Annotated in this window: 30 protein-coding genes and 1 other RNA gene; 14 read left to right on the top strand and 17 right to left on the bottom strand. The window is 48.5% G+C overall.

Going from position 1 to position 24837, the window contains the following annotated elements:
• Positions 1 to 13 precede the first annotated feature (13 nt).
• The 4 genes from DS731_RS04545 to DS731_RS04530 are packed head-to-tail and all read right to left on the bottom strand — an operon-like array spanning position 14 to position 3323.
• The gene (locus tag DS731_RS04545; protein WP_119500210.1) at positions 14 to 481 is read right to left on the bottom strand and encodes a hypothetical protein; all 468 of its coding nucleotides are present in this window, start codon (positions 479 to 481) and stop codon (positions 14 to 16) included.
• A gap of 6 nt (positions 482 to 487) precedes the next feature.
• Positions 488 to 1963: a peroxidase family protein gene (locus DS731_RS04540; RefSeq protein WP_119500209.1), complete on the bottom strand. Its 1476-nt coding sequence runs from the start codon at positions 1961 to 1963 to the stop codon at positions 488 to 490.
• A gap of 3 nt (positions 1964 to 1966) precedes the next feature.
• A complete protein-coding gene (locus tag DS731_RS04535; protein ID WP_119500208.1) occupies positions 1967 to 2578 on the bottom strand; it encodes a hypothetical protein in 612 nt (203 codons plus the stop codon).
• The gene (locus tag DS731_RS04530) at positions 2571 to 3323 is read right to left on the bottom strand and encodes an RNA polymerase sigma factor (RefSeq protein ID WP_119500207.1); all 753 of its coding nucleotides are present in this window, start codon (positions 3321 to 3323) and stop codon (positions 2571 to 2573) included. Before DS731_RS04530 ends, DS731_RS04535 begins: the two co-directional genes overlap by 8 nt.
• A gap of 417 nt (positions 3324 to 3740) precedes the next feature.
• Here DS731_RS04530 and DS731_RS04525 point away from each other — a divergent pair, with 417 nt between their 5' ends.
• Entirely contained in the window at positions 3741 to 4199 is a 459-nt protein-coding gene (locus DS731_RS04525; protein WP_119500206.1) for a hypothetical protein, read from the top strand.
• 51 nt (positions 4200 to 4250) lie between these two features.
• On the opposite strand, the gene DS731_RS04520 is transcribed toward DS731_RS04525, so the two are convergent.
• The 5 genes from DS731_RS04520 to DS731_RS22335 all read right to left on the bottom strand — a co-directional run bounded on the left by DS731_RS04520 (position 4251) and on the right by DS731_RS22335 (position 8802).
• Positions 4251 to 5873, bottom strand: a complete 1623-nt coding sequence (locus DS731_RS04520) for a PKD domain-containing protein (protein WP_119500205.1) — start codon at positions 5871 to 5873, stop codon at positions 4251 to 4253.
• 226 nt (positions 5874 to 6099) lie between these two features.
• Positions 6100 to 6448: RNase P RNA component class A (gene rnpB, locus DS731_RS04515), an RNA gene on the bottom strand.
• Between the two features lie 105 nt (positions 6449 to 6553).
• The gene (locus DS731_RS04510; RefSeq protein ID WP_119500204.1) at positions 6554 to 7276 is read right to left on the bottom strand and encodes a YebC/PmpR family DNA-binding transcriptional regulator; all 723 of its coding nucleotides are present in this window, start codon (positions 7274 to 7276) and stop codon (positions 6554 to 6556) included.
• A 120-nt stretch (positions 7277 to 7396) separates the two neighbouring features.
• Positions 7397 to 8494, bottom strand: coding sequence for a cell division protein ZapE (zapE, locus tag DS731_RS04505; protein WP_119500203.1), 1098 nt, complete (start codon positions 8492 to 8494; stop codon positions 7397 to 7399).
• Positions 8495 to 8673: 179 nt separating this feature from the next.
• Positions 8674 to 8802: a hypothetical protein gene (locus DS731_RS22335; RefSeq protein ID WP_269748659.1), complete on the bottom strand. Its 129-nt coding sequence runs from the start codon at positions 8800 to 8802 to the stop codon at positions 8674 to 8676.
• Between the two features lie 88 nt (positions 8803 to 8890).
• Between DS731_RS22335 and DS731_RS04500 the strand changes: the two genes are divergently transcribed.
• From DS731_RS04500 to DS731_RS04490, 3 genes are all read left to right on the top strand, one after another.
• Positions 8891 to 9331, top strand: coding sequence for a ZapG family protein (locus DS731_RS04500; protein WP_119500202.1), 441 nt, complete (start codon positions 8891 to 8893; stop codon positions 9329 to 9331).
• Between the two features lie 80 nt (positions 9332 to 9411).
• Positions 9412 to 10782, top strand: a complete 1371-nt coding sequence (locus DS731_RS04495; RefSeq protein WP_119500201.1) for a DegQ family serine endoprotease — start codon at positions 9412 to 9414, stop codon at positions 10780 to 10782.
• A gap of 240 nt (positions 10783 to 11022) precedes the next feature.
• Entirely contained in the window at positions 11023 to 12027 is a 1005-nt protein-coding gene (locus DS731_RS04490; RefSeq protein ID WP_119503299.1) for a trypsin-like peptidase domain-containing protein, read from the top strand.
• 63 nt (positions 12028 to 12090) lie between these two features.
• Here the strand turns inward: DS731_RS04490 and DS731_RS04485 are convergent, their stop codons facing one another.
• The gene (locus tag DS731_RS04485) at positions 12091 to 12315 is read right to left on the bottom strand and encodes a hypothetical protein (protein WP_150154233.1); all 225 of its coding nucleotides are present in this window, start codon (positions 12313 to 12315) and stop codon (positions 12091 to 12093) included.
• Between the two features lie 530 nt (positions 12316 to 12845).
• Here DS731_RS04485 and DS731_RS04480 point away from each other — a divergent pair.
• The 4 genes from DS731_RS04480 to DS731_RS04465 all read left to right on the top strand — a co-directional run bounded on the left by DS731_RS04480 (position 12846) and on the right by DS731_RS04465 (position 16024).
• Entirely contained in the window at positions 12846 to 13709 is an 864-nt protein-coding gene (locus tag DS731_RS04480) for a MipA/OmpV family protein (RefSeq protein WP_161599096.1), read from the top strand.
• Between the two features lie 92 nt (positions 13710 to 13801).
• Complete coding sequence (locus DS731_RS04475; protein WP_150154231.1) at positions 13802 to 14089, top strand: DUF3019 domain-containing protein; 288 nt, start codon at positions 13802 to 13804, stop codon at positions 14087 to 14089.
• A complete protein-coding gene (locus DS731_RS04470; RefSeq protein WP_119503298.1) occupies positions 14089 to 14793 on the top strand; it encodes a response regulator in 705 nt (234 codons plus the stop codon). The genes DS731_RS04475 and DS731_RS04470 overlap by 1 nt, the downstream gene beginning before the upstream one ends.
• 1 nt (position 14794) lies before the next feature.
• Complete coding sequence (locus tag DS731_RS04465) at positions 14795 to 16024, top strand: ATP-binding protein (RefSeq protein WP_161599095.1); 1230 nt, start codon at positions 14795 to 14797, stop codon at positions 16022 to 16024.
• A 43-nt stretch (positions 16025 to 16067) separates the two neighbouring features.
• Here the strand turns inward: DS731_RS04465 and murA are convergent, their stop codons facing one another.
• The 7 genes from murA to DS731_RS04430 all read right to left on the bottom strand — a co-directional run bounded on the left by murA (position 16068) and on the right by DS731_RS04430 (position 20746).
• Positions 16068 to 17330, bottom strand: a complete 1263-nt coding sequence (gene murA / locus DS731_RS04460) for a UDP-N-acetylglucosamine 1-carboxyvinyltransferase (RefSeq protein WP_119500197.1) — start codon at positions 17328 to 17330, stop codon at positions 16068 to 16070.
• Positions 17331 to 17344: 14 nt separating this feature from the next.
• Positions 17345 to 17602 (bottom strand): BolA family protein, encoded by a 258-nt coding sequence (locus DS731_RS04455; protein ID WP_119500196.1) that lies wholly within the window; start codon positions 17600 to 17602, stop codon positions 17345 to 17347.
• 30 nt (positions 17603 to 17632) lie between these two features.
• Positions 17633 to 17941, bottom strand: coding sequence for an STAS domain-containing protein (locus tag DS731_RS04450; RefSeq protein ID WP_119500195.1), 309 nt, complete (start codon positions 17939 to 17941; stop codon positions 17633 to 17635).
• Positions 17938 to 18597 carry an MlaC/ttg2D family ABC transporter substrate-binding protein gene (locus tag DS731_RS04445; protein ID WP_119503297.1) on the bottom strand — a complete coding sequence of 220 codons (660 nt, stop codon included), beginning with the start codon at positions 18595 to 18597 and terminating at the stop codon, positions 17938 to 17940. Before DS731_RS04445 ends, DS731_RS04450 begins: the two co-directional genes overlap by 4 nt.
• Before the next feature lie 83 nt (positions 18598 to 18680).
• Positions 18681 to 19163, bottom strand: a complete 483-nt coding sequence (mlaD, locus tag DS731_RS04440; RefSeq protein WP_119500194.1) for an outer membrane lipid asymmetry maintenance protein MlaD — start codon at positions 19161 to 19163, stop codon at positions 18681 to 18683.
• Positions 19164 to 19172: 9 nt separating this feature from the next.
• Positions 19173 to 19949, bottom strand: a complete 777-nt coding sequence (gene mlaE, locus DS731_RS04435) for a lipid asymmetry maintenance ABC transporter permease subunit MlaE (protein WP_119500193.1) — start codon at positions 19947 to 19949, stop codon at positions 19173 to 19175.
• On the bottom strand, positions 19946 to 20746 hold the full coding sequence (locus DS731_RS04430; protein ID WP_119500192.1) for an ATP-binding cassette domain-containing protein: 801 nt from the start codon (positions 20744 to 20746) through the stop codon (positions 19946 to 19948). Before DS731_RS04430 ends, mlaE begins: the two co-directional genes overlap by 4 nt.
• On the opposite strand from DS731_RS04430, the gene DS731_RS22010 reads away from it, so the two are divergent.
• From DS731_RS22010 to lptA, 6 genes are all read left to right on the top strand, one after another.
• A complete protein-coding gene (locus DS731_RS22010) occupies positions 20718 to 21065 on the top strand; it encodes a hypothetical protein (RefSeq protein WP_119500191.1) in 348 nt (115 codons plus the stop codon). The two genes, DS731_RS04430 and DS731_RS22010, sit on opposite strands and share 29 nt — an antisense overlap.
• Positions 21066 to 21256: 191 nt before the next feature.
• Positions 21257 to 22213, top strand: a complete 957-nt coding sequence (locus DS731_RS04425; RefSeq protein ID WP_119500190.1) for a calcium/sodium antiporter — start codon at positions 21257 to 21259, stop codon at positions 22211 to 22213.
• Positions 22214 to 23185 (top strand): KpsF/GutQ family sugar-phosphate isomerase, encoded by a 972-nt coding sequence (locus DS731_RS04420; RefSeq protein ID WP_119500189.1) that lies wholly within the window; start codon positions 22214 to 22216, stop codon positions 23183 to 23185. It begins immediately after the preceding gene.
• Positions 23185 to 23739 (top strand): 3-deoxy-manno-octulosonate-8-phosphatase KdsC, encoded by a 555-nt coding sequence (kdsC, locus tag DS731_RS04415; RefSeq protein WP_119500188.1) that lies wholly within the window; start codon positions 23185 to 23187, stop codon positions 23737 to 23739. The genes DS731_RS04420 and kdsC overlap by 1 nt, the downstream gene beginning before the upstream one ends.
• The gene (gene lptC / locus DS731_RS04410) at positions 23736 to 24299 is read left to right on the top strand and encodes an LPS export ABC transporter periplasmic protein LptC (protein ID WP_119500187.1); all 564 of its coding nucleotides are present in this window, start codon (positions 23736 to 23738) and stop codon (positions 24297 to 24299) included. Before kdsC ends, lptC begins: the two co-directional genes overlap by 4 nt.
• Complete coding sequence (gene lptA, locus DS731_RS04405) at positions 24268 to 24837, top strand: lipopolysaccharide transport periplasmic protein LptA (protein WP_119500186.1); 570 nt, start codon at positions 24268 to 24270, stop codon at positions 24835 to 24837. Before lptC ends, lptA begins: the two co-directional genes overlap by 32 nt.

Genomic DNA, 24837 nt, shown 5'->3' with positions numbered 1-24837 from the left:
TCCTGCCGTTTTTTCAGTCGTCGTGTTTCCAGCGATAGCTTGTCAGAATGAGCTCTGACGGATCACCGTCGTTGACCGCCGGGCCATCTCTCAACCAGGCGAGTGTTGACGTGTACTCCCGTACCGTTTTTTCTTCATGCTCATATTCATAGGCTACAATAGAAACCCGTACCGATTTAAAACCTGCCACATCGGTGCCCTGCGCTGCATCTAAAGGAATGGTGTTAGAAATAAAAATACCCGATTTATCAATGACCTTAAATTCGCTGAGTTTCATAATAGCTTGCGCGGTACCATTCCATAACCCGCCAAGAACCACCTGGTAAGTGCCTTTTTTCTCATCAAAGATGAACTTTACCGGATAGTTTTGTCCCAGCCCTTCAGGGTGATAACTACTTAACGAAGGGACAATTGTGCGGTGATTAACATAGTTGACGCCGGCTTTACTGGTTTGCCAGTATCCGTCTTTCAAAGACTCCACGGTGGTTTACTCCTTTTTACATAAAATTGCAGACATAGTAAGAGATGCTGCGTTTTCTACGCCACACTGCTTGCTGAACTGATCCAGACAAATGGCGAGTTCTTGTTGTGTTTCTTTTAGCGGGAATAACTGTTTTTTCGCGGCATTGATGGCATGCAGTAATACATCAGCGATAATTACGCTGCCCAGTTTTCCCATTCTGTGCCCCGGATTGTCCTCCTGAGCGGAAGATTCGGCGAGCAGAAATGGCCAGAGCGGCAGGCGGTTTTCCCTGTGAAGGGTATAAAACAGTGATGCCTGATTCATCGGATCCATCTTCAACTCTGTCAGCAGTGACTCGCTGTCGTCCATTGTCAATCCGCAGCCCTTAAACAGTTCAGGGTATTCTCCCTCAAGATACTGTTTACACTCCTGAACTGTCATCAATTCTGCTTTCATGCCAGCGGCAATATTGCGCTCTGCGATATTACGGGAAACCGGTATCCCACCCATGCCGGACACTACAATTAAGTTAATAGGCTGAACTTCCTGAGCAAACTCGCCGAAAAACAATGACCAGTCAATGGGCGGAATGGCCTTTCCTCTTTCAGCCTGATGAGTCAGCAGTGCATGTAATGTGAAACTGTCATTTCCACGAAGTTTATAGGTTTCGCGCACCATACTGTGCCCGAAACGAAACGCTGCGTGACTGAATTCATAGGGCACTCTTGATATGTATTCGTCGCTCCCGAGTATGGTGACAGCGGGCGGCTGTTCAGAAAAGTAATAGTCATAAACCTGCCGGTCCAGAATGGCAGGCAACCATTCATGAATAACCAGATGGTGAAATAAAGCGACGGTAATTTGTTGCGCTTTACGAAACCATGACACGTCCTCGCAGAGGTGAGGTAACTCGCGCTCCGGCGATTGGCATAAGCTTCCCAGTATACGGTTGTGAATGCGCTGCCACTGACTGTGAAATTGAAGAATTATCGCATTGTCATTGTTACGGGGTTCGAACAGCAGGGGCGTACCACAATTATCGCGCAAACAATCCCAGTCATTATCAGGCAATCTGAAAAAGCCCTGCTCATCGGTAAGCCAGTGCGGAGGTAAACTTCCTGATTCACCGTAGAGGCTGTCCATATTCAAAGCCGGAGAGACTTGCCTTGATGAATAGTGATTCTGTGCCGGATGAGTGGGTGAAATAATGTCGTGGGCTATCCACTGCCCCCAATAAGTAAATCCTGCCGGTAACTTGCCGGGATTCAGAGGAATTTTGACAACATTTTCGCTTACTGACTGCTCCGGAGGGTGAACAGGGTTTTCACTGACCGGTGTCAGTAACGCTTGCATGCCAGCAGAGGTGTAAGGAGCCTCAGGCGTTTCGGAAATGGGATCGGACCAGGGAATAATTGCAGCGACCATCTCTGCAATTTCCTCTTTAGCAGGCAGCGGCATCCGTGTTTTTCCGAAAAGATAATCCCTATCTTCACCACCCATTTTTTAGTCCTTTTTTACTTCCAGGGAGAACCGGTTGATCTCAGTATTATCATTATTGCCACCATGACGGGACAGAATCAGCTGATAATTTCCGTTATCGATATCTCCGGCACGGATAACCAGCGTGATTTCATTATTATCATTCGGCTTCAATAGCCGCGACTCAATTTCTTCTCCCTTTGCATTGGTCAGGAGTGCGTAAACAGAGCCGCTAAAGTCTGGCGGTGCATCACTGACGATGACTTTAAATTGCTCACCGTCATTGAAATGTAAAGTCACAGGTTGAGTCACGTGACTACGAAAATCTTCAAGATAAACAATTGCCGGACTCACTTCCGGTCCGGATGTTACCAGAGCTGCCGGTAGCCAAATCCAGGCTGAGATTCCGGCGGCGAGAGCAAAAGCTCCCCATGCTGGCAACGAGGCTGTCTTTCTGACTTTCTGAGGTAATACGGCCACATCAGGTACAGCCTGACTTAGTGACTGGCTAAGTATCACTTGTTCCGTCAGCTCATTTGAATCGAGCATAGCAACTTCAAAGGCAATTTCTTCATCAAGAGTCAGCTGCTTAGCAAGATAACGCCGGGTGAATTCATCATTATATTTTTCAGACATAAAAGGCCTGGTCAGTTTTTTGGCCTGATTGTGGTATCCGGCCATTCTGTCCATTAAAGTGCTTGTGAGAGACGGAAACTCTCACCTCTTCCGTAAAAGAGATAAATTGCGGAGAAAAAGCATTCTGCCCGCCTACAGGCGCAAGCAGCATCAGCACGATGACACCATCGATAATCTGCCTGACATTGGAAGCAGCTTCATCATCACCTTCGATAAGTTGTCTGAGACGCTGTCTTGCACGAAATAATACACGGTCAAAGTGAGCCGGCGTCAAATCCAGACTGTCGCAAATGGTGCTTTTGTCCTCATCATGCAGATAAAAACGACTGAGAATTTCCCGATCTCTTTCTGTACCCAGTTGATTTAACACCCGGAGAACCAGATTTGACGCATCACGCTCGTGCAGTTGGTGCAGCAAAGTAGGGTTTTGCGCAGCAAACGTGTCGGTAAGATGTGAAACATCAGTTTGTCTGCGGGTTTGCAAACGCCGGTAGGCAATCAGCGTATTAATACCTGTCTGGCGAATAAAAGAAGACAGCGCATCCGGATTGCGGAGATCACCATCGCGCAATTTTCTGAGAACAACGACGAATGTATCCTGAGTGAGATCTTCAGCCAGCGATAATGAATCGGTTTGTCGGTATAAAATAAAAAGCAGCCCCTGATAGTAATTTTCTACGAGCTGCCTTTCTGCATTTTTATCACCCTGAACGATGCGTTCAATAAGTGCGGCGGGGTGCGTCACGGGTGTTCCTAATCCGGGTAAAAATTTTTGAGTACTTTATTGCTTTTGTGCTTCCAACCATATCGGCTAACGCCAGTTAAATCAATGCCTATCGCAGATCGCGACCGCTTCTTAAAGGCTTATTTACAGCACTCTATATATAAGAAAAAAAGCACAATATGGCTATCTTGTGTCAGCTAAGCCATTGAAACACAACACCTGCAGAGAAAGCACAAATTTCAATCACCATTGATTATTTGAAAATTAATGAGATTTATTCTTAAAAAGTGTGAGAGAAACCGCCTGAATGGCTCACTGGTATCTGCATAAACACTTTAAATAAATAAGAATGTCAGAGAGGACAAGATGTCAAACCACGTTATAGCAGTTGTTATTCACGGTTTTGGTGAGCATCACAGGGCGTTTGCAGGCAATCTTATGAGCACAGTCAAACAAACCTGCCGGCAGTTAACCCCGTCTCAGCACGACATCCACTGGCTCCCGGTGAATATCGACTGGATAAATGAGCTGAGAGCCACTGAAGACAATGACCCTTTGCTACTGACCAGCCGTGTTATGCCTCTTAGTGCCACCAGTGCACTTTCATTAGCCGCACAAGTTAATGTATGTAATGCCGTCTTCCTTAATACCTCGTTACAAGCTGTTATTGAGGAAAAGGTTCAGGATTTAATTACGGAAAGTTGCGGCGCACTGACAAAGAAAACGCCGGTTATTATTGCATCCGGTCAGGATGGAAAGATGACATTATTCCAATTCAGCTGGCACAGTGCTAAACAAAACAACGGTGCAACCAATTCACCCCGCTATCGTTCAGTGCCTGATTTCATGCTCAACAGCGCAAACGACAACACTATTCATCACAAACGCTTCCAATAAAAAATGCGCTCATAAGAGCGCATTTTCGTTAGTTTTTCAGTGAGTATCACATTATGGTGTAGTGGTACTGAACTGGTATACCGCCAGGAATGTTTCGCCTGTTTCTTCAATCTCAAATGTGTAGGTCAGTGAGGTTGCCTGACCACCTGTAGGCGGAGAGTCCAGAGTCACAATCACTTCGGTGCCCTTAGTCAGTACCGTACCGTTTTCGATACCAGTAAAGAATGGGACAACTACGTTTCGTGAATCTGAGGCTGACACATTTGTTACGGTGAAATCGCCACCTTCAGCAAGCAACTTCAGGGTAACCAGAGTAACAGACTCAGGAGGCGGATCAGAGACTTCACGGGAGAAGTTACCGGCAAACTGAGAGCTTACGCTGAACTCATTATATGTATCCGACGAACCGCTCTTACGGAATAATCTCACCCGTGGATCAACGGCTTCAATTTGCACGTTGTCTGCAGCACTGCTGACCGTGCCATCGTTAACCACAAGCGACAATACATAGCTACCCGCCAAATCCGCAGTGAATGTAGGATCTGCAGCAGTATCGTCATTCAGTGTCGCTGTACTGTCTGTGGGTTTTGAAACAAAGCTCCATGCGTAAGTTAATGCATCATTATCCGAGTCAGTACTTGCCGCACCGTCAAGTTGAACAGTATCGCCAGTTGCAACATTCTGATCTTCACCCGCATTCGCTACAGGTGCCGAGTTACCACTCGCCACATTAATAGTCACACTGTCTTCAGCACTATCAACTGTGCCGTCATTTACAATAAGTGAAACAACATATTCACCTTCTGCATCCGGCGTAAAGGTCGGGGCAGCTGTCGTTGCTCCGCCAAGTACTGCGGTGTTAGCTTCAGGTGCTGAAGCAATGGTCCAGGAATAAGTCAGTGTATCACCGTCAGCATCACTACTGGCGGAACCGTCTAATGTTACCAGGGTTGCCAGTGTAACGTTCTGAGTAGCACCGGCTTCTGCTACAGGCGCAGAATTTTCGGTACTGGCCGTGACAATTACGTCGTCACTTTCACTGTCTGTAGTGCCGTCGTTGACTGTCAGAGCAATGGTATATTCACCGTCAACATCCGGTGTAAAGGTAGGTGATGCAGACGCAGCATTACTTAATTCAGCAGTGCTGCCGGCAGGTTGGGAAGAAAACGACCAGCTGAAAGTCAGACTGTCGCCATCTGCATCTGTACTGTCTCCACCATTTAAAGTAACAACTGAAGAAGTCGGAACGTTTTGATCGGCACCGGCATCAGCAACCGGCGCGGTATTCGCAGCGGTGGCAGTTACCACGACAGTGTCGGAAGCACTGTTTACTGTGCCGTCGTTAACCACCAGAGAAACGATGTACTCACCGTCTACATCCGGTGTGAATGCAGCAGAAACAGCGGACGCGCCGGATAGGGTTGCATCACTGCCTGAAGGCACAGATGTAAATGCCCACGTGTATGTTAAAGAATCACCATCGGCATCAGAGCTGCCTGCGCCTGACAGAGAAACTTCGGTGCCTGTCGCCACGTCCTGCGCACTGCCGGCTTCGGCAACCGGCGCGGTGTTTGTCGGTTCGCGGGTATCATCAACACTTGAACTTGAACCACCACAACCGGTTAATCCCAACACAACTGCGGTAGCGAGAATGCTTAACTTTGCCTGTCCCATGAGATCTCCTTATGGGTAAATACTTATTGTAGTAATTTGCTTCAGATAACCTCTGGCTATTCTGTCCTGCAAATTAATTTGTCCCGATGCCTACGTATTAAAGCGCGATTTGTATTAGTTCTCTACAGGTAAATATTATCTTAACTGATACTTTATTATGAACTATCGACCGAAAACCAGCCAATTCAACGAGATAGGATCTAAAAGATTTTTTGGAGTTTTTAGAAATGGGAGCTGGCCATAAGCCGGGTTCTGTCGTGGACAATCATTCCTCTAGGCCTGCAATTACTCACAGGCTCAAGCAACCTACCCGCCTTCCGTGCGGGCCGCACGTATAGAAGGCCTATTTGGTCTTGCTCCGGGTGGAGTTTACCATGCCACACACTGTTACCAGTGGCGCGGTGCGCTCTTACCGCACCCTTTCACCCTTACCGGCGCTTACGCGCTTAGGCGGTTTACTCTCTGCTGCACTTGTCGTCGGCTCACGCCGCCCAGACGTTATCTGGCACCCTGCCCTGTGGAGCCCGGACTTTCCTCCCCTCTCTTGCGAGAGCAGCGATTGCCAGGCCAGCTCCGGCGCGCATTCTACAGAAGTTTTTACACGTAAGCGACCATAATACTTGTTCACAAACAAAAAAAGGACTTCAAACGGAAGTCCTTTTTAAATTGTCTTGTACAGCTTAGTTTGGCGTGATGGCGTTGTGATAAACGTCCTGCACGTCATCACAGTCGTTCAGCATGTCCATGAATTTCTCAAACATGGGCATATCTTCTTCACTGATCTCTACTTCAGTCTGTGGAATAAAACTGATTTCTTCGGCATCTAAGGTGATATCAGGATACGCTTCAGTCAATGCAGTTTTCACACTGTAGAACTCTGTATGGGGTGCATAAACAGTAATTTTACCGTCTTCACATTCCACTTCAGTCACGTCTACATCGGCTTCCATTAATACTTCCAGCACGGCATCTTCATCATCACCGGCAAACTGGAAAATCGCCTGATGGTCGAACATGTGAGCTACTGCACCGGGACCACCGATTTTGGCATTAGTTTTAGTGAAGCAATTACGAACGTCGGTAATGGTGCGGTTATTGTTGTCAGTCAGACAGTCAACAATCACCATGCAGTTACCCGGACCGAAGCCTTCGTAACGTGCAGGCACAAAATCTTCACCGGCACCACCTACAGCTTTATCAATGGCTTTTTCGATAACGTGGCTCGGCACCTGATCTTTTTTCGCTTTTTCCATCAGACGCTTGAGCGACAGGTTGGTATCCGGGTCAGGACCACCGTTCTTCGCGCACACGTAAATTTCTTTACCGTATTTAGAATAAACTTTGGTTTTTGCGCCAGCCGTTTTGGCCATGGCGTTCTTTCTTACTTCAAATGCTCTGCCCATCTTAGGTCTCTGTATCGTACTTTTATCTGACAATGCCCGTGAAAAAATTCAGGCACAGTTTAAAAATTGTCGTGCAGTTTACCGGCTTTGCCGCTGAGTTAACAGTGTTCGCCCGCTAACTCAGGGTAAATGTTCCCTGCCCAGATATTCTCTGGATTGCATTTCTTTCAGGCGGCTCAGGCACCGGCGAAACTCAAAATTCAGCCGGCCTTCAGTGTACAGCTGCTCCAGTCCCACTTCGGCGGTCATTATAAGTTTAACGTGGCGTTCGTAGAATTCATCCACCATCGCAATGAAACGGCGGGCGGTGTCATCGTTATTTGCTCCCATTTGCTTCACGTTGGCAACCAGCACCGAATGATAACAGCGGCTCAATTCAATGTAGTCGCTCTGGCTGCGCGGCCCTTCACAAAGTGCGGAAAACTCGATAGACAACACCCCTTCAGCACTGCGGCGGGTAGGTATTTTACGGTTGTTCACCTCTATCATCTCGCCGGTCTGATAATTTTCCGGTGCCAGTTGCTCAAAATACTCATGCAGGTGCTTATCGCCATCGGCATCCAGCGGTGAATGAAAAATTTCTGCCTGCTCCAGAGTACGAAGCCGGTAATCAATACCACTGTCCACATTAATCACTTCAGTGTGTTTATTAATGAGATCAATAGCCGGTAAGAAGCGGGCCCGCTGTAAGCCGTTCTTATACAGTTCATCAGGCACAATATTCGATGTCGCTACCAGGGTTATCCCACGGGAAAACAACTCCTGCATCAGGGTGCCAAGAATCATGGCATCGGTGATGTCGGACACAAAGAATTCATCGAAACAGATTACACGGGCTTCACTGGCCAGTCTGTCAGCCACAATTTTCAGCGGATCCGGTTCATTAGGAAGGGTTTTCAGCTCGTCATGAACGCGGTGCATAAAACGGTGAAAATGCACCCGTGATTTTTTACTGAAAGGCAGACATTCAAAAAAGGTATCGACCAGATACGTTTTACCCCGGCCTACACCGCCGTAAAAATAAATACCGGTTACCGGCTTTGATACTGGCTGCTTGCCGAACAGTTTTTTGATGCTTGCACCGAATCCGGAAGATGGCGGCGCTTTGATGAGATCATCGTATAACCGCTGAAGCGCTCTGACTGCATTTTCCTGCGCAGGATCATGTTTAAACGTGGGCAACTGCAAATCTTGCTGATATTTTTCCCATGGCGTCATCGCCGAAACTACTCCCGATAGAAGGTAGGCAGAAGGTCCGCTGCACCGACCTCCTTGAAAAAACAAAATCTGATCTTAAATTCCGGATAAATACAGGTAGAATCGCAGCGCTGTGTGTTATGCGGGGTGGTATTGGTCGAAGTAAAACCAAATACCGTATAAACCTGAATAAGACACTATCATAACGCAATGCCGGGCTGCAGATAAGGTTTACAGGCAATGATTTGCTTTGAATCGTCGAAAAAAACGACGAAATCAAACTTTATCGCCATATCCGCATTTTGCAACAATTCGCAATGCGCATTCACGCTCATTACTTGCTATAGTCGGCATGAGTGATTGTTTTACTGTGCTTAACTCAAATAGTTATGAACACAGAGATTTTTGGAGAAATGAATGGACGTTTTAATTCCTGTTGCCCTGCTGATTGCGGGCCTGATTATCGGCTTCTTTGTTGCCCGTTATATGTATACCCGTGACGGCGCTTCCGGTTCGGCTAAACAGGCAGAGCAAAATATTAAGGAACTGATGTCTCAGCAAGCGACACATCACATTCACCAGACCCGTCAGGCGGTTGAGTCTATTGAAAAGCAATGCCAGGCATTAAAGCAACAGGTTGCTGATTATGAAACCTTGCTTACTCAGGGCGAAGACGGCGATGCGCCGGGCGTACCTTTCTATGGTGAGCAGGCTACTACCTATTTACGTAACAATATGCAGGGGAGAGAAAAGAGCAAACCTGCACCGGTTTCTGACACTCAGCCTAAAGACTTTGCTAACGCAAGTTCCGGTTTGTTTGTCGGCAACGCCGGTCGTTCTACCGCAGAAAAGGACTGATTCAGGAACTTTTTCTCACTTACCTGAGTCTGTCAGTGATAGTAACCATATCGCATGAAACATGAGGAGTGTAAGCGAATATGAAGAAATCTCTACGCCAGATGTTGGTTGTCTCCAGTGTTGTCGCCAGTACTTTGGGTATGTCTGCCACGGCAGGCGCTGCGTTACCTTTCTTCGGCGATGATAAAAAACAGGAAGTGCCTTCACTGGCACCCATGCTTGAAGAAGCCATGCCGGCTGTGGTGAGCATTTCCGTAGAAGGTACGCAAACTGCCACGCGGCAGGTACCGGAAATGTTCCGCTACTTCTTTGGCGGCCCGCAGGAGCAGGTTCAGGAAAGACCATTTAAAGGGCTAGGTTCCGGCGTCATTATCGATTCGGAAAAAGGCTACGTAGTTACGAATAACCATGTCGTTGAGAACGCCGACGAGATTACCGTAAAACTGAGTGACGGCCGCGAATTTAAAGCCAAAAAGCTGGGTGCTGATGAACAAAGTGATATCGCACTTTTGAAAATTGAAGCGGAAAAACTGACGGCATTGCCCCTGTCTGACTCAGATGAAATGCGTGTTGGCGACTACGTAGTAGCTATCGGTAATCCGTTCGGTCTGTCACAAACCGTTACTTCCGGTATCATTTCAGCCATGGGCCGCTCCGGCCTGAACATTGGCGGTTATGAAGACTACATTCAGACCGATGCAGCCATCAACCGTGGTAATTCCGGTGGTGCGCTGGTGAACCTGCGCGGTGAGCTGGTGGGTATCAACACGGCCATTTTCGGGCCTAACGGTGGCAACGTAGGTATCGGATTTGCTATTCCAAGCAATATGATGAAAAACCTCGTGGATCAGATTGCTGAATTTGGTGAAGTGCGTCGCGGACTGCTGGGAATTACCGGCAATGATGTTGATGCCGGACTGGCAAAAGCGATGGGCGTAAGTGCTAACCGCGGAGCCTTCGTTCGTGAAGTAACGCCGGAGTCTGCGGCTGAAAAAGGTGGCCTGAAAGCCGGTGATATTATCACTGAAGTGAATGGTCGTGGTCTTCACAGTTTCCGTGAAATGGCTGCCAAAATTGCCAGTATGGGTGCCGGCGCTGAAGTTGAGCTGACGATTATTCGTGACGGCGAAGAAAAAACCGTGAACGTGGTGCTCGACGATGCAGCTGACAGCAAAGTGACTGCCGCAACCATTCACCCTGCGCTTGAAGGTGCAACACTGGTGAACGGAAAAGACGAAGCCGGCAACGATGGTGTGAAAGTGTCTGAAATCGAGCGCAACACGCCTGCAGCACGTATCGGCCTTCAGCCTGAAGACGTGATCATTGGTGTTAACCGCCAACGAGTGACCACTGTCGCGGAATTCCGTGAGAAACTGGATGATTCCGGTGAAAATGTCATTGCACTGAATGTCAGACGGGGCTCCGCCACCATTTATCTGGTCATTCGCTAAGCAATTAAAATGCAGTGAAGATACAGCGGGCCGGCAGCGAATACTGCCGGCCCGTTTTGTTTTTGCTAAACCGATGACCTGATTGGTATTCAATCATTTAGGTGATATCCTTAACATTAATGAACCCCGCCTCGTTCATAATGTTAAGAGGCAAAATGGAATGAGTCAGGCGTGGCAGGCAAGCAATTCTTTTTATTTATCATCAAATCTATCGTACTGGGCCTTGTAGTAGCAGCACTTATGCTGGTCTTCATGCCGGATTTAAGAAGCGGTACAGGCTTTGGTGACAACTTTTTCTCCGGCAACACTACCCGTCCGGCAAGGCAATCTCATTACACAGCATTAAGCCGCTCCGCGCCTGCTGTTGTAAACATCTACAGTGTCAGTATTGAAAACGACACCGGCATTTTCCGTAACCGTGCACGTGAACGGGCCAGTTTGGGTTCCGGCGTCATCATGACAGAGAACGGTTACCTGTTAACCTGTAACCACGTCGTTGAAAATGCCGACAGCATTTTTGTTGCTGTGCAGGACGGCCGTGTACTGGAAGCCCAGATTGTTGGTACTGATCAGCTTACTGACCTTGCCGTGCTTAAAGTGAATGCGGACAGCCTGCATGTTATTCCTCAGATGGACGAGCCTGATTTGCACGTCGGTGACATGGTCATGGCCATCGGCAACCCTTTCGATCTCGGCCAAACTATTACTCATGGTATTGTCAGCCGCGCCGGACGAAACGGACTGTCTAATTACGTTGATTTTATTCAGACAGATGCGGTACTGAATCAGGGGAACTCCGGCGGCGCACTGGTCGACAGCAACGGTACTCTGGTAGGCATTACCAACGCCAACTTCCAGGTCAGGGATTCCCGTAACGGCGTGCGTAACGTGGACGGTATCAACTTTGCGGTCCCTTATGAACTGGCGCGACGGGTAATGGATGACATCATCCAGAATGGCAAGGTGATCCGCGGACAACTGGGCTTCCTTGGAAGCGAATATCGTGGAACGCCCGGTATCGAAGTCACGGCAGTGGCCAACGGCAGCCCTGCAGATCAGGCCGGTTTGCGGGCCGGAGATGTGATTCTGGCTATTGACGGTATACAGTTGGAAAGTGCATCGAAAACACTGGATATGATTGCCGAAACAGATCCCGGTACAACACTCGAGCTGAACATCAGCCGTGGCGGGGAAAATATGATGATTTCAGCAACAGTGGCAGAGCTGGGGCAACCGGCTTCATAAAGACCTCCTCATGCTTTCCGGTTGTTGCCGGAGACGTTCGTCTGACACAAAAAAAACCGGAGTTTAACTCCGGTTTTTCATTGTCTGGCAGGGAAGATTGTCAGGACAATGCCTCTCTGTCTGTGCTGTTTTTTCTAAATCAGGCTCTTTAGCCAGTGCATAAGGCGGCTCACCGATAAATACGATAGTGGCCACCATCAGGCTGAACAACACTGCTGGTATAGCATCCTTTGGATCAGTACTCAGTACCCGCCGGAACTGTTGCCGGACTGAAATTACATTACTCACGCGCGAACCCCAATAAATTCAATCTTATCCATTAATTTTGACACTTCCCTGAACCACATACTTGTATTGTGTCTATACAAACAAATTGAGATGGATTCGTCAGGTCTATCTCTGAAATGCTTAACCGGGTAATCAGTTACCTCTTAATACAAACCAGAAATGCCTATGGACTTGTTATTTTTTTGTCTTTTTCGACCGGTAGACAGATTAAAAAGATAACTGTCAACTCAGGCAAAAGTATATGTACCACAGATTGCAAAAAATTGACAGCCGGCAAAAGCAATTCAGTATTATTTAATATTCTTTTCAGTGATTTTCCCGAACTATCCCGTAACGTTTACTGACGATGTAAACCACTTGTTAATTCTGATTGAGAAAATATGCAGCCAGCATACCTGCCCTGACACAATTCGTCAGATCCAAAGCGTACAGATTTGTTTTAAATTGTAACTGCCCCTTTCTTGCAATCCGCCGGCAGGCTAATCTGATGGCTGCATCAGATTACCGGTACGTCACCTGAAGAGTTTTGTTTGTTGAAAATTCGTTTGTTCATTCTTATTTGCACCCTTTTCACAGGCCCGGCCCTCGCAGCGAGCGGATGCAACAGTAAAGGTGAATGCATTGATACTGGTCAGTGGCGGGTAGCCGCGGCCGTTGGTGCTGGCGGCCGGACTAATCCGTTGAGGGGCGGCAGTACACAGTCACTCGTTCTGATTGGCGATATAGCCTGGTACGCTGAGTCCTTTTATTTTGATAATTTTGAATTCGGTTATCAATGGCAAAGCAACCAGCCGGGTTTGTCTGTTGATGCCTATCTGGTTATCGATCGTGAAGCCCGTCCTTTCTTTTCCTATGAAGGTTTCGATGCCACCCCGGCAGAGCTGTTTTCCCGTGAGCAGTTGGCTGTCACTCCGGCCGCCGAAGCCAATACAGAGATCAACGTAGACAGTATTGCAGATCGCAGAAATGGCGGACATGCAGGAGTACGGCTCCATGCCGGCAGCTCACCCGCCAACGAGTGGCAATTTTCTGTAGAGAAAGACATCGCAGGGATCCACCAGGGTGTAAAGGCCCGTATTGCCTGGCGTTTCAGTCACCGCTGGCAGAAATGGCTGTTCAGTGTCAGTCCGCAACTGGTATGGAACAACAGGACATTTAACGACTATTACTATGGTATTGATGGAAAGGACACTCCAGATAAGCGGCTCTGGTACAGTGCCGGCAGCGGATTCAGGCCGGGTGTCAATGTAGCGGTAACCAGGCAGTTTAACAAACACTGGGGCTTACTGGCCTTTACCCGTTATCAGTATCTTCCCGACGCGGTGACGGAAAGCCCGTTGTTGACCGGTCATGATATTCTCACGGTCTTCACCGGCCTGACATACCAGTTTTAGCGGAGCCGGGTGTGTCAGGGAAGATCATAACAATAATACTCGTATTTACTTTTCTGCTCTGCAACACGGCACGGGGAGAAAGCTGGGAGATCATGCCCCAGATATGTGTTGGAGAGCAACAAACAGAGCCCTGTGAAATGCGCATCACTATTCATGTACCACAGCATGCCGTTGATAATGAATTTTGTGTTTATGCAGATGAGAAGCAGCTTTTCTGCGGTACAGGGAGCCTGCCGCCTCAGACTGTCCGGCTAAAGCATGACAGCTGGATTTTTATAAAAAATACCCGTGGCGATGTTATCTATTCCCAAAAATTGCTGGTGAAATGGAAACAAAAAGAAAAGCGAAAACGGGTTCGTGATCCATGGAGTCTGTTCTGATGTCACATATTGTCCTTGTGGAAGATGACGCCCGTTTACGCACGCTGGTCAAAGATTTTCTTCAGCAGCATCATTTTGACGTTACTGCAATGGCTGACGGTAGTCAGCTTATTTCAACAGTAAAGCTGCAAAAGCCGTCACTGGTCATTTTGGATGTGATGTTACCGGGTGATGATGGCTTTACACTCTGCAAGCATCTGAGACGTCATTATGAAGGCCCGCTGCTGTTTATGACTGCCAGGGATGATGATTTCGACCAGGTGCTTGGACTGGAAATCGGCGCAGACGATTATGTCACCAAACCCATAGAACCCAGAGTTCTGCTGGCACGTGTTCATGCACTCCTGCGTCGTATCAAATCTGCCGGACGGCCCAATGAAGCGGGACGTGAACCGGTTCTGACGTATGGGAACCTTACCGTCGACAAAGCGGCCAGACAGGTATTATTACACGGTGAAGAAATCACCCTGACCAGTCACGAATTCGATATGTTATGGTTGCTCGCCAGTCACCCCTCTGAAGTGGTGGACAGGAACACCATTTACGAAGAGATCATCGGCAGAGAATATGATGGCCTCGACCGTTCCGCTGACGTTCGGGTGTCGAGACTCAGGAAAAAGCTTCACGATAATCCCAGCAACCCTTACCGTATAAAAACGATTTGGGGTAAAGGCTTTTTCTTCGTCGCAGATGCGTGGGATTAAAGTGACCCGCCTTTTCCTGAGCCTTTATCTTTTTATCGCGCTTGCTCTGGCGGGGTTAAGTGCCGCGCTGGAACCGTTATTTTTTACATCAGACGAAGGCCTGAGTGACGAGGCAACGGATATAGTCCTTGCACTGGAAACTGTTGCCAGGAAACCGGAGGAAAGAGCCGCCTGGCTTGCCGGCGCAAAACTGGAACCCAGAGTGATCCCTGCCGCCTCACTGGCTTTCAGTCCGGCATCGGAACAGGCGCTGGAAAACGGCGAAGTCGTTCCCCTGTTCTATCAGGACTCAATACAGTTATACGCCCGCGCAGACGACACCACGTTGTATGAACTGACCCTGCCGGTTACCGGCTCTCTTTCACGTGCCCTTTGGTATTCAACGGTTTTCTACGTTCTGCTCGGGGCATTGATTGCACTCTGGCTCTGGCCACTCTGGCGGGATCTCACCACCATTACCCGCGGCCTGAGCAACGTTAACGCCGATGGATCTTTCGGGAAAATATGGCTGCCTAAACGCTCGGTGGTTGCGCCTATCGCTAAAGCGTTAAATCAGCTCAGTGCACAGGTAACCGAATTATTTAACCGGCATAAAGAAATGACCGGTGCAGTCGCGCACGAACTGCGTACCCCGCTGGCGCGGCTTAAGTTTGCGCTGGCAACAGAACGTCCCGCTGATGAAGAAGGGTGGAAGGCGATGCGGGAAGACGTGAATGAACTTGAGCGTATGGTGCAGGAAATGCTGGACTATTTGCGCCACGACGGACGTCAGCCTGAACTGAATGTCAGTCAGATCCCGTTAAGGGCAATGGCGGAAAATTTAGCAGAACGTACTGCCGGAAATACCGCCATCTCAGTTTCAGTTACTGCGGACAATGACGGTTTAGTGGTTCTGGGGGACGATTATTACATTGGCAGGGCTATTGAAAATCTGCTGCTAAATGCCATCCACTACGCCCGCACGGAAGTGCGGCTCCGGGTAAGTGACAACCGTAACCACATTGTTTTGCATGTAGAAGATGACGGGCCCGGGGTAAGCGAAGAAAACATAGAGAAGATTTTTGTCCCATTCTACCGGCCTGATGCAGCAAGAAGCCGTGAGCGTGGCGGGGCCGGTTTGGGTCTGGCCATCGTCAGGCGCATTATGCTGTGGCATGACGGGGAATGTGAGGTACAAAAAAGTCAGCTTGGTGGCGCTGACTTTTTATTACGTTTTCCGAAGATCCGGTAAGAGCAATCGTAAACAGGTAAACTGTAACGATGTTCTTGTCTGGTTATTCTTTTTCGCGGGTAATGTTAGCCCCTAAACCACTGAGCTTTTCTTCAATGCCTTCGTAGCCACGATCAAGGTGATAAATACGGCTCACGTGGGTTTCACCGTCAGCAATCAAACCTGCAATTACCAGACTTGCTGATGCCCGTAAATCAGTGGCCATCACCGGTGCACCTTTTAATCGCGATGTCCCTTTCGTCAGCGCACTGTTACCTTCAAGCGCGATTTCAGCGCCCATGCGTTGTAACTCGGGCACATGCATGAAACGGTTCTCGAAGATGGTTTCAGTAATCACACCGGAACCTTCTGCCACGCAGTTCAGCGTGACAAACTGCGCTTGCATGTCTGTCGGGAAAGCCGGATGAGGGGCGGTTTTCACCTGCACCGCTTTAGGCTTTCTCCCTTGCATATCCAGTTCAATCCAGTCATCACCTGTGGTTATAACGGCACCAGCCTGTCGTAACTTATTAAGTACGGCTTCCAGCGTATCCGGCGCAGCATCCAGGCACTTAACTTTGCCACCGGATACAGCTGCAGCGACAAGGAACGTTCCGGTTTCAATACGGTCTGGCAGTACACGGTAATCACAACCGTTTAAGCGTTCCACACCTTCTATGGTGATATGATCGGTACCAGCACCTTTAACTTTTGCCCCCATCTGATTAAGACAGTTAGCAAGGTCGACGATTTCCGGTTCACGGGCAGCGTTTTCCAGCTCAGTGGTACCGTCTGCCAGTGCAGCTGCCATCATCAGGTTTTCCGTGGCCCCGACACTGACCATATCCATAAAGATACGCGCCCCTTTCAGGCGGCCGTCTACTTCAGCGCGAATATAACCTTCGTCGACTTCAATTTTTGCACCCATCAGTTCTAAACCTGACAAATGCAAATTCACCGGACGTGCGCCGATAGCACAGCCTCCGGGTAAGGAAACATTCGCTTTTCCCTGCTTCGCAAGTAAAGGCCCCAGCACCAGAATAGAGGCACGCATGGTTTTCACCAGGTCATACGATGCAGTAACACTGTTCAATGATGCAGATGAGATAACCACTTCATTCGTTGCCGGCCGGGAGACTTCTGCACCCAGTTCTTTCAGTAAAGCCGTGGTGGTATTGATATCTCTGAGTGCAGGTACGTTCGTAAAACGACACGTGTCAGAAGTAAGAAGCGGGGTAAATAATAACGGCAGCGCAGCGTTTTTAGCACCACTGATACGTACTTCGCCATTCAGTGGCGGGCTCTTTTTGATTACGAGTTTATCCACAGATGTATTTACCGTTATTGAGGTACGTGGAACTGACGCTCACGCTGCCAGTCTGCTTCAGAGAAGGTTTTAATAGAAATGGCATGCATTGAGCCATCGGCAATTTTGTCCTGCAGCGGGCCGTAAACAGCCTGCTGGCGCTGTACGCGGCTCATTTCATTGAAGCTGTCACTGACAGCAATAATAGTGAAATGTGAACCTTCGCCTTTAACGTGTACTTCAGTTAAACCCAGCTTGTCTTTCAGCAAAGTTTCGATATCAGATAATTCCATGGTCTGCTAACTCTTAGATTTGGAAACGTATTATTCTACGGGCAACAGGGTATCGACGTCGCTGATTTTAGCCAGTTTCAGTAGTTTCTCCGGCACCTGTGCCAGTACTACATCTACGTGATTGCCTTTGCCGTCACGCACAGCGTTTATCAACCAGGCGAGACCGGCACTGTCGATTCGCTCTACATCCCCTAAATCGAGTATGCAGCGCCCCTGCTTTGCCAGAGCGGATTTTTCAGCGGAACTTAACATGTCCCACCAATTTTTAGCGAGTGTATCACGGTCGAGGTGACCGTGAATATGCACAATACCATTTTCACCTAGCTGAAAAAGACTCACGCAGCATCCTTATCTTGTGCCTGCTTAACTTGCTCGCCTACAGGCTGTTCGATTTTCTCACGCATTAATTTCAGCACGGCATCAATGCCTTCCTGACGCAGAATAGGTTCGAATTCACTGCGCTTGCTGTCCAGCAGGCTAATGCCTTCAGCGACCATGTCATAGGCTTTCCATTCGTTAGTCCGGCTGTCCTTACGAACCTGGAATGCCACTTTAATGTCCGGGCGACCGGGATCCTGAACCACAGCGCGCACAGTTACAGACTTTTTATCTGAAAAGTCTCCTTCAGGCTCGAAAGTCACTTTCTGATTGTCGTAGTAGCCCATTGCTACCGCATAAGTCGTGATAAGGTACTGTCTGAATACCTGAACGTATTCTGATAATTTATCTTTGGGTACTGACTTGAAGTATTTACCCAGCACTTTAAAAGCCGCGAACTGATAATCGATATGAGGCAACAACTCTTCTTTCATGATGGTGCGCAGTTCTTCAGGATCTTTCTCGATCTGCGCCTGACTGGCTTTGATGCGATCAAAGGTTTTCTGACCGGCTTCTTTAACCAGTGCGTACGGGTTTTGTTCGTTAACTTCCTGGGCCTGCACCCCGCCAGTTACACTTGCAACCAGTAAGCCGGCAATCAATAAAAGCTTTTTCAACACTTAATCTCCTAAAATTGTGTCCTTATTGTGGTGCGGTAGCCTTAAAGAATCAGACCCCCGCATCACGGAAATTGTTTCAATTATTCGTTACTGTCGCTGCTGCCGCCGCGGTTGAACAGGAACTGACCAATCAGATCCTCAAGCACCAGCGCAGACTTGGTGTCTTGTAAATAGTCACCGTCTTTCAGCTCTTCAACCCCGTCGAAGGAAAAACCGGGCTGAAATCCGACGTATTGCTCACCCAGCAGGCCGGATGTCAGAATGGATACCGAACTGGTATCAGGAAATCCTTCGTAACTGGTCGAAATGCTCAGCGTCACAACCGGCGTGTAGTCTTCTTTATCCAGATGAATATCTGTTACACGACCAATTGTCACACCGCCCACTTTTACCGCAGAGCGCACTTTCAGGCCGCCAATATTGTCGAATTTGGCGTAGAGGTTATACGTGTCGCCTGCGTTGGTCATGGTCTGGTTTGCCACTTTCAAAGCCAGCAATAAGGTGGCTGCAATAGTCAGCACCACAAATACACCAACCATCACTTCCGTTTTGTACTTATTCATTTCTATCCTCTACTCAATTCCGAACATCAGGGCAGTGAGTACGAAGTCCAACCCCAATACAGCTAATGATGAAAAAACAACGGTTTCCGTCGTGGCTTTACTGATGCCTTCTGAGGTCGGAACCGAATCATATCCTTTAAATATGGCAATCCAGGTCACAACCAGGGCAAACACGAGGCTTTTTATGACGCCGTTGACCACATCTTTTTGCCATTCAACCGTTGATTGCATCAACGACCAGTAACTACCGCCATCAACACCCAGCCAGTCGACACCAACCAGGTGACCACCCAGAATACCAACCGCACTGAATATCATTGCCAGTGACGGCATAGCGATCATGCCGGCCCAGAAACGGGGAGCAACCACTCTGCGAAGAGGATCCACCGCCATCATTTCCAGACTGGATAATTGCTCTGTGGCTTTCATTAACCCGATTTCGGCGGTTAATGCAGAACCTGCACGACCGGCAAATAGTAATGCGGTGACCACCGGTCCCAATTCCCGTAACAATGACAGTGCGACCATGGGCCCCAGGCTGCCTTCAGCTCCATAACCCACCAGAATGGTATAGCCCTGCAAAGCCATTACCATGCCAATGAACAGGCCTGATACCAGAATAATCAGCAGTGATTGCACACCCACAACATAAAGCTGACGAATGGTCAGTGAGATATTCTTAACTTTGGGAGCTGCAAATAAGGCACCGGAAAGCATGATGCCTGCACGGCCAATTGCAGCGACTTTGGCGATGGTTGCAGCGCCGGTTTGTTGAAGAAACTTCATGACTTACCCCCGAACAAACTGTCGGATAAGTCTTTCGCCGGATAGTGAAATGGCACCGGTCCATCGGCTTCACCATTCAGAAACTGCTGAACCAGCGCAGAATCGCTGTTTTGAATTTCTTCGGCAGTGCCCTGACCGATAATGCGCTTATCCGCCAGAATGTAGATGTAATCAGCAATGGTAAGCACTTCCGTGACATCGTGTGTCACTACGATACTGGTGACATCAAGGGCATCATTCAGTTCACGAATCAATTTCACCAGCACCCCCATGGAGATGGGGTCCTGGCCAGCGAAAGGCTCGTCATACATGATGAGATCCGGATCCAGAGAAATAGAACGGGCCAGTGCAGCACGTCTGGCCATACCACCGGACAGTTCACTGGGCATCATATCTGCCGCACCACGTAACCCTACAGCCTGTAGCTTAAGTGCGACAATGGTGTTGATAATATCATCGCTTAGCTTTGTATGTTCTTTGAGCGGAAACGCTACGTTGTCGCGTACCGTCATGTCAGTAAAAAGCGCTCCGCTCTGAAACAACATGCTCATGCGACGACGGGTTTTGTATAACTCGCTGCGACTCATAGAAACAATACTGTCGCCATCGAAGCGGATATCGCCTTCATCCGGCGGGAGCTGCCCGCCAATCAATTTCAGCAAAGTCGTTTTGCCGATTCCGCTCGGGCCCATTACCGCTGTAATCTTGCCTTTGGGAACAACAATCGACACTCCGTCATAGATAACGCGGGATCCGCGCCGGAATGTCATGTTATCTATTTCCACTAAATTTCCCATATTCTTGAAGACGCGCCTTCCCTTTATGTTCTTTGCCGGCGGTAGCAGAAAATGCTACTACCCGATTTTACATACACCATTGTATCTTCATTTGAGGACAGCCGCCAAAACGAAAAAGTTACAAGGTGTGTTCGCATTTTTCGAAAACTTTACGCTTGCTTTTATTGCCACTGTCTGCGCAAATTTCTCCGGTTCCGGCAAGCTTGCCAGCGAGAATCATGCCATCAGAGCCAGCCTCAAGACTGACCACTCTCTTTTGTACGTAAAAAAAACCGTCACAGCGCGATTACACTTTTGTCATCATGCTGACAGTTTTTGACAATCCGGATGATTTATCACATTGATGTTGTTGATACAGAGCAGAAATATGCTTGCAGATAGCGGAAAAGCAACAGCAACTGTTGCACTTATAACCAGTTGCAACCGTATTAGCAGGTATTCTATCTAAACCGTATGCAAATGCTGTACTTTTTGCGACAATCCGAAAAAACAAAGGACGAATGGTAACTTGTGATACTTTCTATCTGTATTTTCCTGCTGGGTCTTGCTGTACTTAGCTGGAGTGCCGACCGCTTCGTTTATGGCGCTTCCGCACTGGCGAAAAATATCGGAATCTCCCCCATGATGATTGGTTTAACCATTGTCGCTATGGGGTCATCAGCACCGGAAATTGTTGTATCAGCTATCGCCTCTTCAAATGGCAATATGAACACAGCGGTAGGTAATGCGCTGGGCTCGAATATTACCAATGTTGCCCTTGTGCTGGGTATCACGGCCCTGGTCAAACCGCTCGTCGTCTCTTCCTCTACTTTAAAACGTGAATTCCCGGTTCTGCTTGGTGTAACCGTGCTTGCCATGTTCTTTCTTAATAACGGCAAACTGGCTCACCTGGAAGGCATGATTCTCCTCGGCCTGTTTGTATTTGTACTCGCAGGTATGGCTTGGATTTCATTACAGGTAGATAAAGAAGATCCGTTGGTGAAAGAAACTGACGGAGAAATTCCCGATGGTGTAAATACCGGTTCTGCGGTGTTGTGGGTTGGCGTGGGTATTGTGTTACTGCCACTCAGCGCCCATTTTATGGTGAATGCAGCAGTAGATATCGCCCATTTCTTCGGAGTGTCCGACCTGGTAATCGGTCTGACAATCATAGCGCTGGGCACCAGCTTACCGGAACTGGCCGCCAGTGTGGCCGGTGTACTGAAAGGTGAAAGCGATCTGGCACTGGGAAATGTTATCGGCTCGAATATCTTTAATCTGCTGGCAGTATTAGGTATGCCGGGACTCATTGCTCCCGGGCTACTGGACGAGAATGTGTATAACAGAGACATGTGGGTGATGTTTGGTCTCACAGTGTTATTATTTTTCCTGAGCTTTAATTTTATCGGCAAACGCCAGTTAGGCCGCCTGGAAGGTGGCATCTTTGTACTATGCTTTGTGGCGTATCAATTCTGGTTATTTGGTTAAATGAGTAATTCACCGTATATCGCGTCAGCCAGACGGGTCATAGAAATTGAAACCAGCGCAGTAAGTGCGCTGGCATCCCGGCTGGACAATAAATTTGAGCAAGCCTGCACCTTGTTGTCCGAATGCAAAGGCAAAGTCGTCGTGTGCGGCATGGGGAAATCCGGCCACATCGGACGCAAAATTGCTGCGACTCTTGCCAGTACAGGCACACCGGCCTTTTTCATGCACCCGGGCGAAGCCAATCATGGCGATCTCGGCATGCTCAGTCAGACAGACATATTGCTGGCTATTTCAAATTCCGGAGAAACCGGCGAACTGGTGAACCTGCTTCCCGTGGTCAAGCGGTTGTCTGTGCCTGTCATCGCGATGACGAACAGCGAATCAAGCACCCTCGGCCAGCATGCCAATGTGGTACTCAATATCAGTGTGGAAAAAGAAGCCTGTTCGCTGGGGCTTGCACCGACCTCAAGTACTACAGCAACGCTGGTAATGGGTGACGCGCTGGCCATTGCACTACTGGATGCTAAAGGATTCACATCAGATGATTTCGCCCTCTCTCATCCGGGCGGCAGTCTGGGCCGGAAACTGTTACTCAAAGTGGGCGATATCATGCTGACCGGCGACGCTCTTCCTCTTGTATCGTCTGCCGCGACCATTTCACAGGCTCTGCTGGAAATATCTTCTAAAGGTCTGGGAATGACAGGTATTACAGATGACAGCGGCAAACTCAGCGGTATTTTTACCGACGGCGATCTGAGACGAATCCTGGACGCCAGAACCGACATTCATACTACTCCGGTAGCCAATGTTATGACCCGCGGCGGGAAAACTACCCGCTCCGGTACACTGGCAGTGGAAGCGTTAAATTTAATGGAAAAACACAAGATCAGTGCGCTGATGGTGGTGGATGAAAATCATTACCCAGTGGGCGCATTCAACATGCATATGTTGCTTAAAGCAGGAGTTCTCTGATGGGACATGAAGTCACTTTTTACGGTGTGATCAGTGAAGAGCGGTTTGAAAAACTCAAAGGGCTAAAACTGCTCGTTTGTGATATCGACGGCGTATTTTCTGACGGCAGAATTTACCTTGGCAACAATGGTGAAGAGTTAAAAGCCTTTCACACCCGCGATGGCTATGGCGTTAAAGCATTAATAAACAGTGGTGTGGACGTTGCTGTCATAACCGGCCGCGACTCGGCCATTGTAAAGAATCGCATGACCGCCCTGAATGTGAAGCACATTATTCAGGGTCAGGAAGATAAAGCCACGGCTATGGCTCAGTTGTGCGAAATGTTGAATCTGGCGCCATCAGAGGTCGCAGCTATCGGTGATGATATGCCGGATCTTGGCATGTACCGGTTTGCCGAAACAAAAATTGCGGTGAAAGATGCCCATCCGGCCGTTACCCGCGAAGCGAACTGGATCACCACAAAAAATGGTGGATTCGGGGCAGTACGGGAAGTCTGTGATGTAATTTTACAAGCGCTCGGTACGCTGGACACCATACACGGGGCCAGTGTATGAACCGTTTAGGGATCAGTATTTCTGCGCTGTTTGTTATGGCGCTGCTGATGTACCTTCCTGTATGGATGGCAGAAGAGCAGGCACCGGCGAAAAAAGCCGGTGCAGACGCCTTACGCCCTGCCTATAAAGCAAAGAATTTGACAACCACGCTGTACAACGAAGAAGGCAAACTCAACCACGAAGTCTTTGCCGCCTCTATGGAGCATTACGACCAACTAGGCTTTGTGTTATTCGACCAACCCAAATACACTGTCTATGTGAATGATGACGAGGCCCCATGGCAAGTTACCGCTGATGAAGGCACACTCTACAACGATGACCTGATCCAGCTGGAAGACAATGTGCTGATAAAAAGCCTGAACCCTGAAGAGTTTATCCAGACCATCACAACCAATTTTATTAAGGTGAATCTGGATGACAAAACCATGACTTCAGACCAGCCGGTAGATATACGCGGCGTACAGACCATCATTAAAAGTAACGGTTTCAATGCGAACCTGCGTACCCAACAATATGAGTTAATTGATCATGTGCAGACAATTTATTCCCCGGGCAGTTAGCCTTTTTGCAGTAATAACGCTGCTTGCTGTTGCCGGTGAGGCAATGGCCGGCTCCGGTGATTTTGAAAAGCCGATTACCGTGGATGCCAAGTCACAGTTTATCGACGGTAAGAAGAAAAAATCGGTTTTTAAAGACGATGTGAAAATCACCCAGGGTTCACTCATTATTGCCGCAGATGAAGTGGAAGCCATCGCCAGTGAAGGCGAAGGAAAAGAAATTTTTATCGCCCGCGGAAAACCAGCCAGTTATTCTCAAACCCTGGATGACGGTGCAAAGGTAAAAGCCAGCGCAAATGAAATTCGCTACGAAGTCGCCAAACAACTTATTTCCTTGCAAGGTGATGCGAAAATCCAGCAAGATACCAGCATGGTCCAGGGAGATAGCATCACCTATGACATGTCAAAAGAGCAACTTCTGGCAACCGGCGGTGAAAGTAACAGCAACGGCCGGGTAACCACGGTTTTCCGTCCTGACACAGTTAAAGAGTTGAAGGAAGAGAACAAGACTTCAGACAGCAACGAAAACGAGGGTAACTGA

It is taken from the genome of Alteromonas sp. RKMC-009, from assembly GCF_003584565.2.
GTDB lineage: Bacteria > Pseudomonadota > Gammaproteobacteria > Enterobacterales > Alteromonadaceae > Alteromonas.
This window is presented reverse-complemented; position numbering and strand designations above follow the sequence as displayed.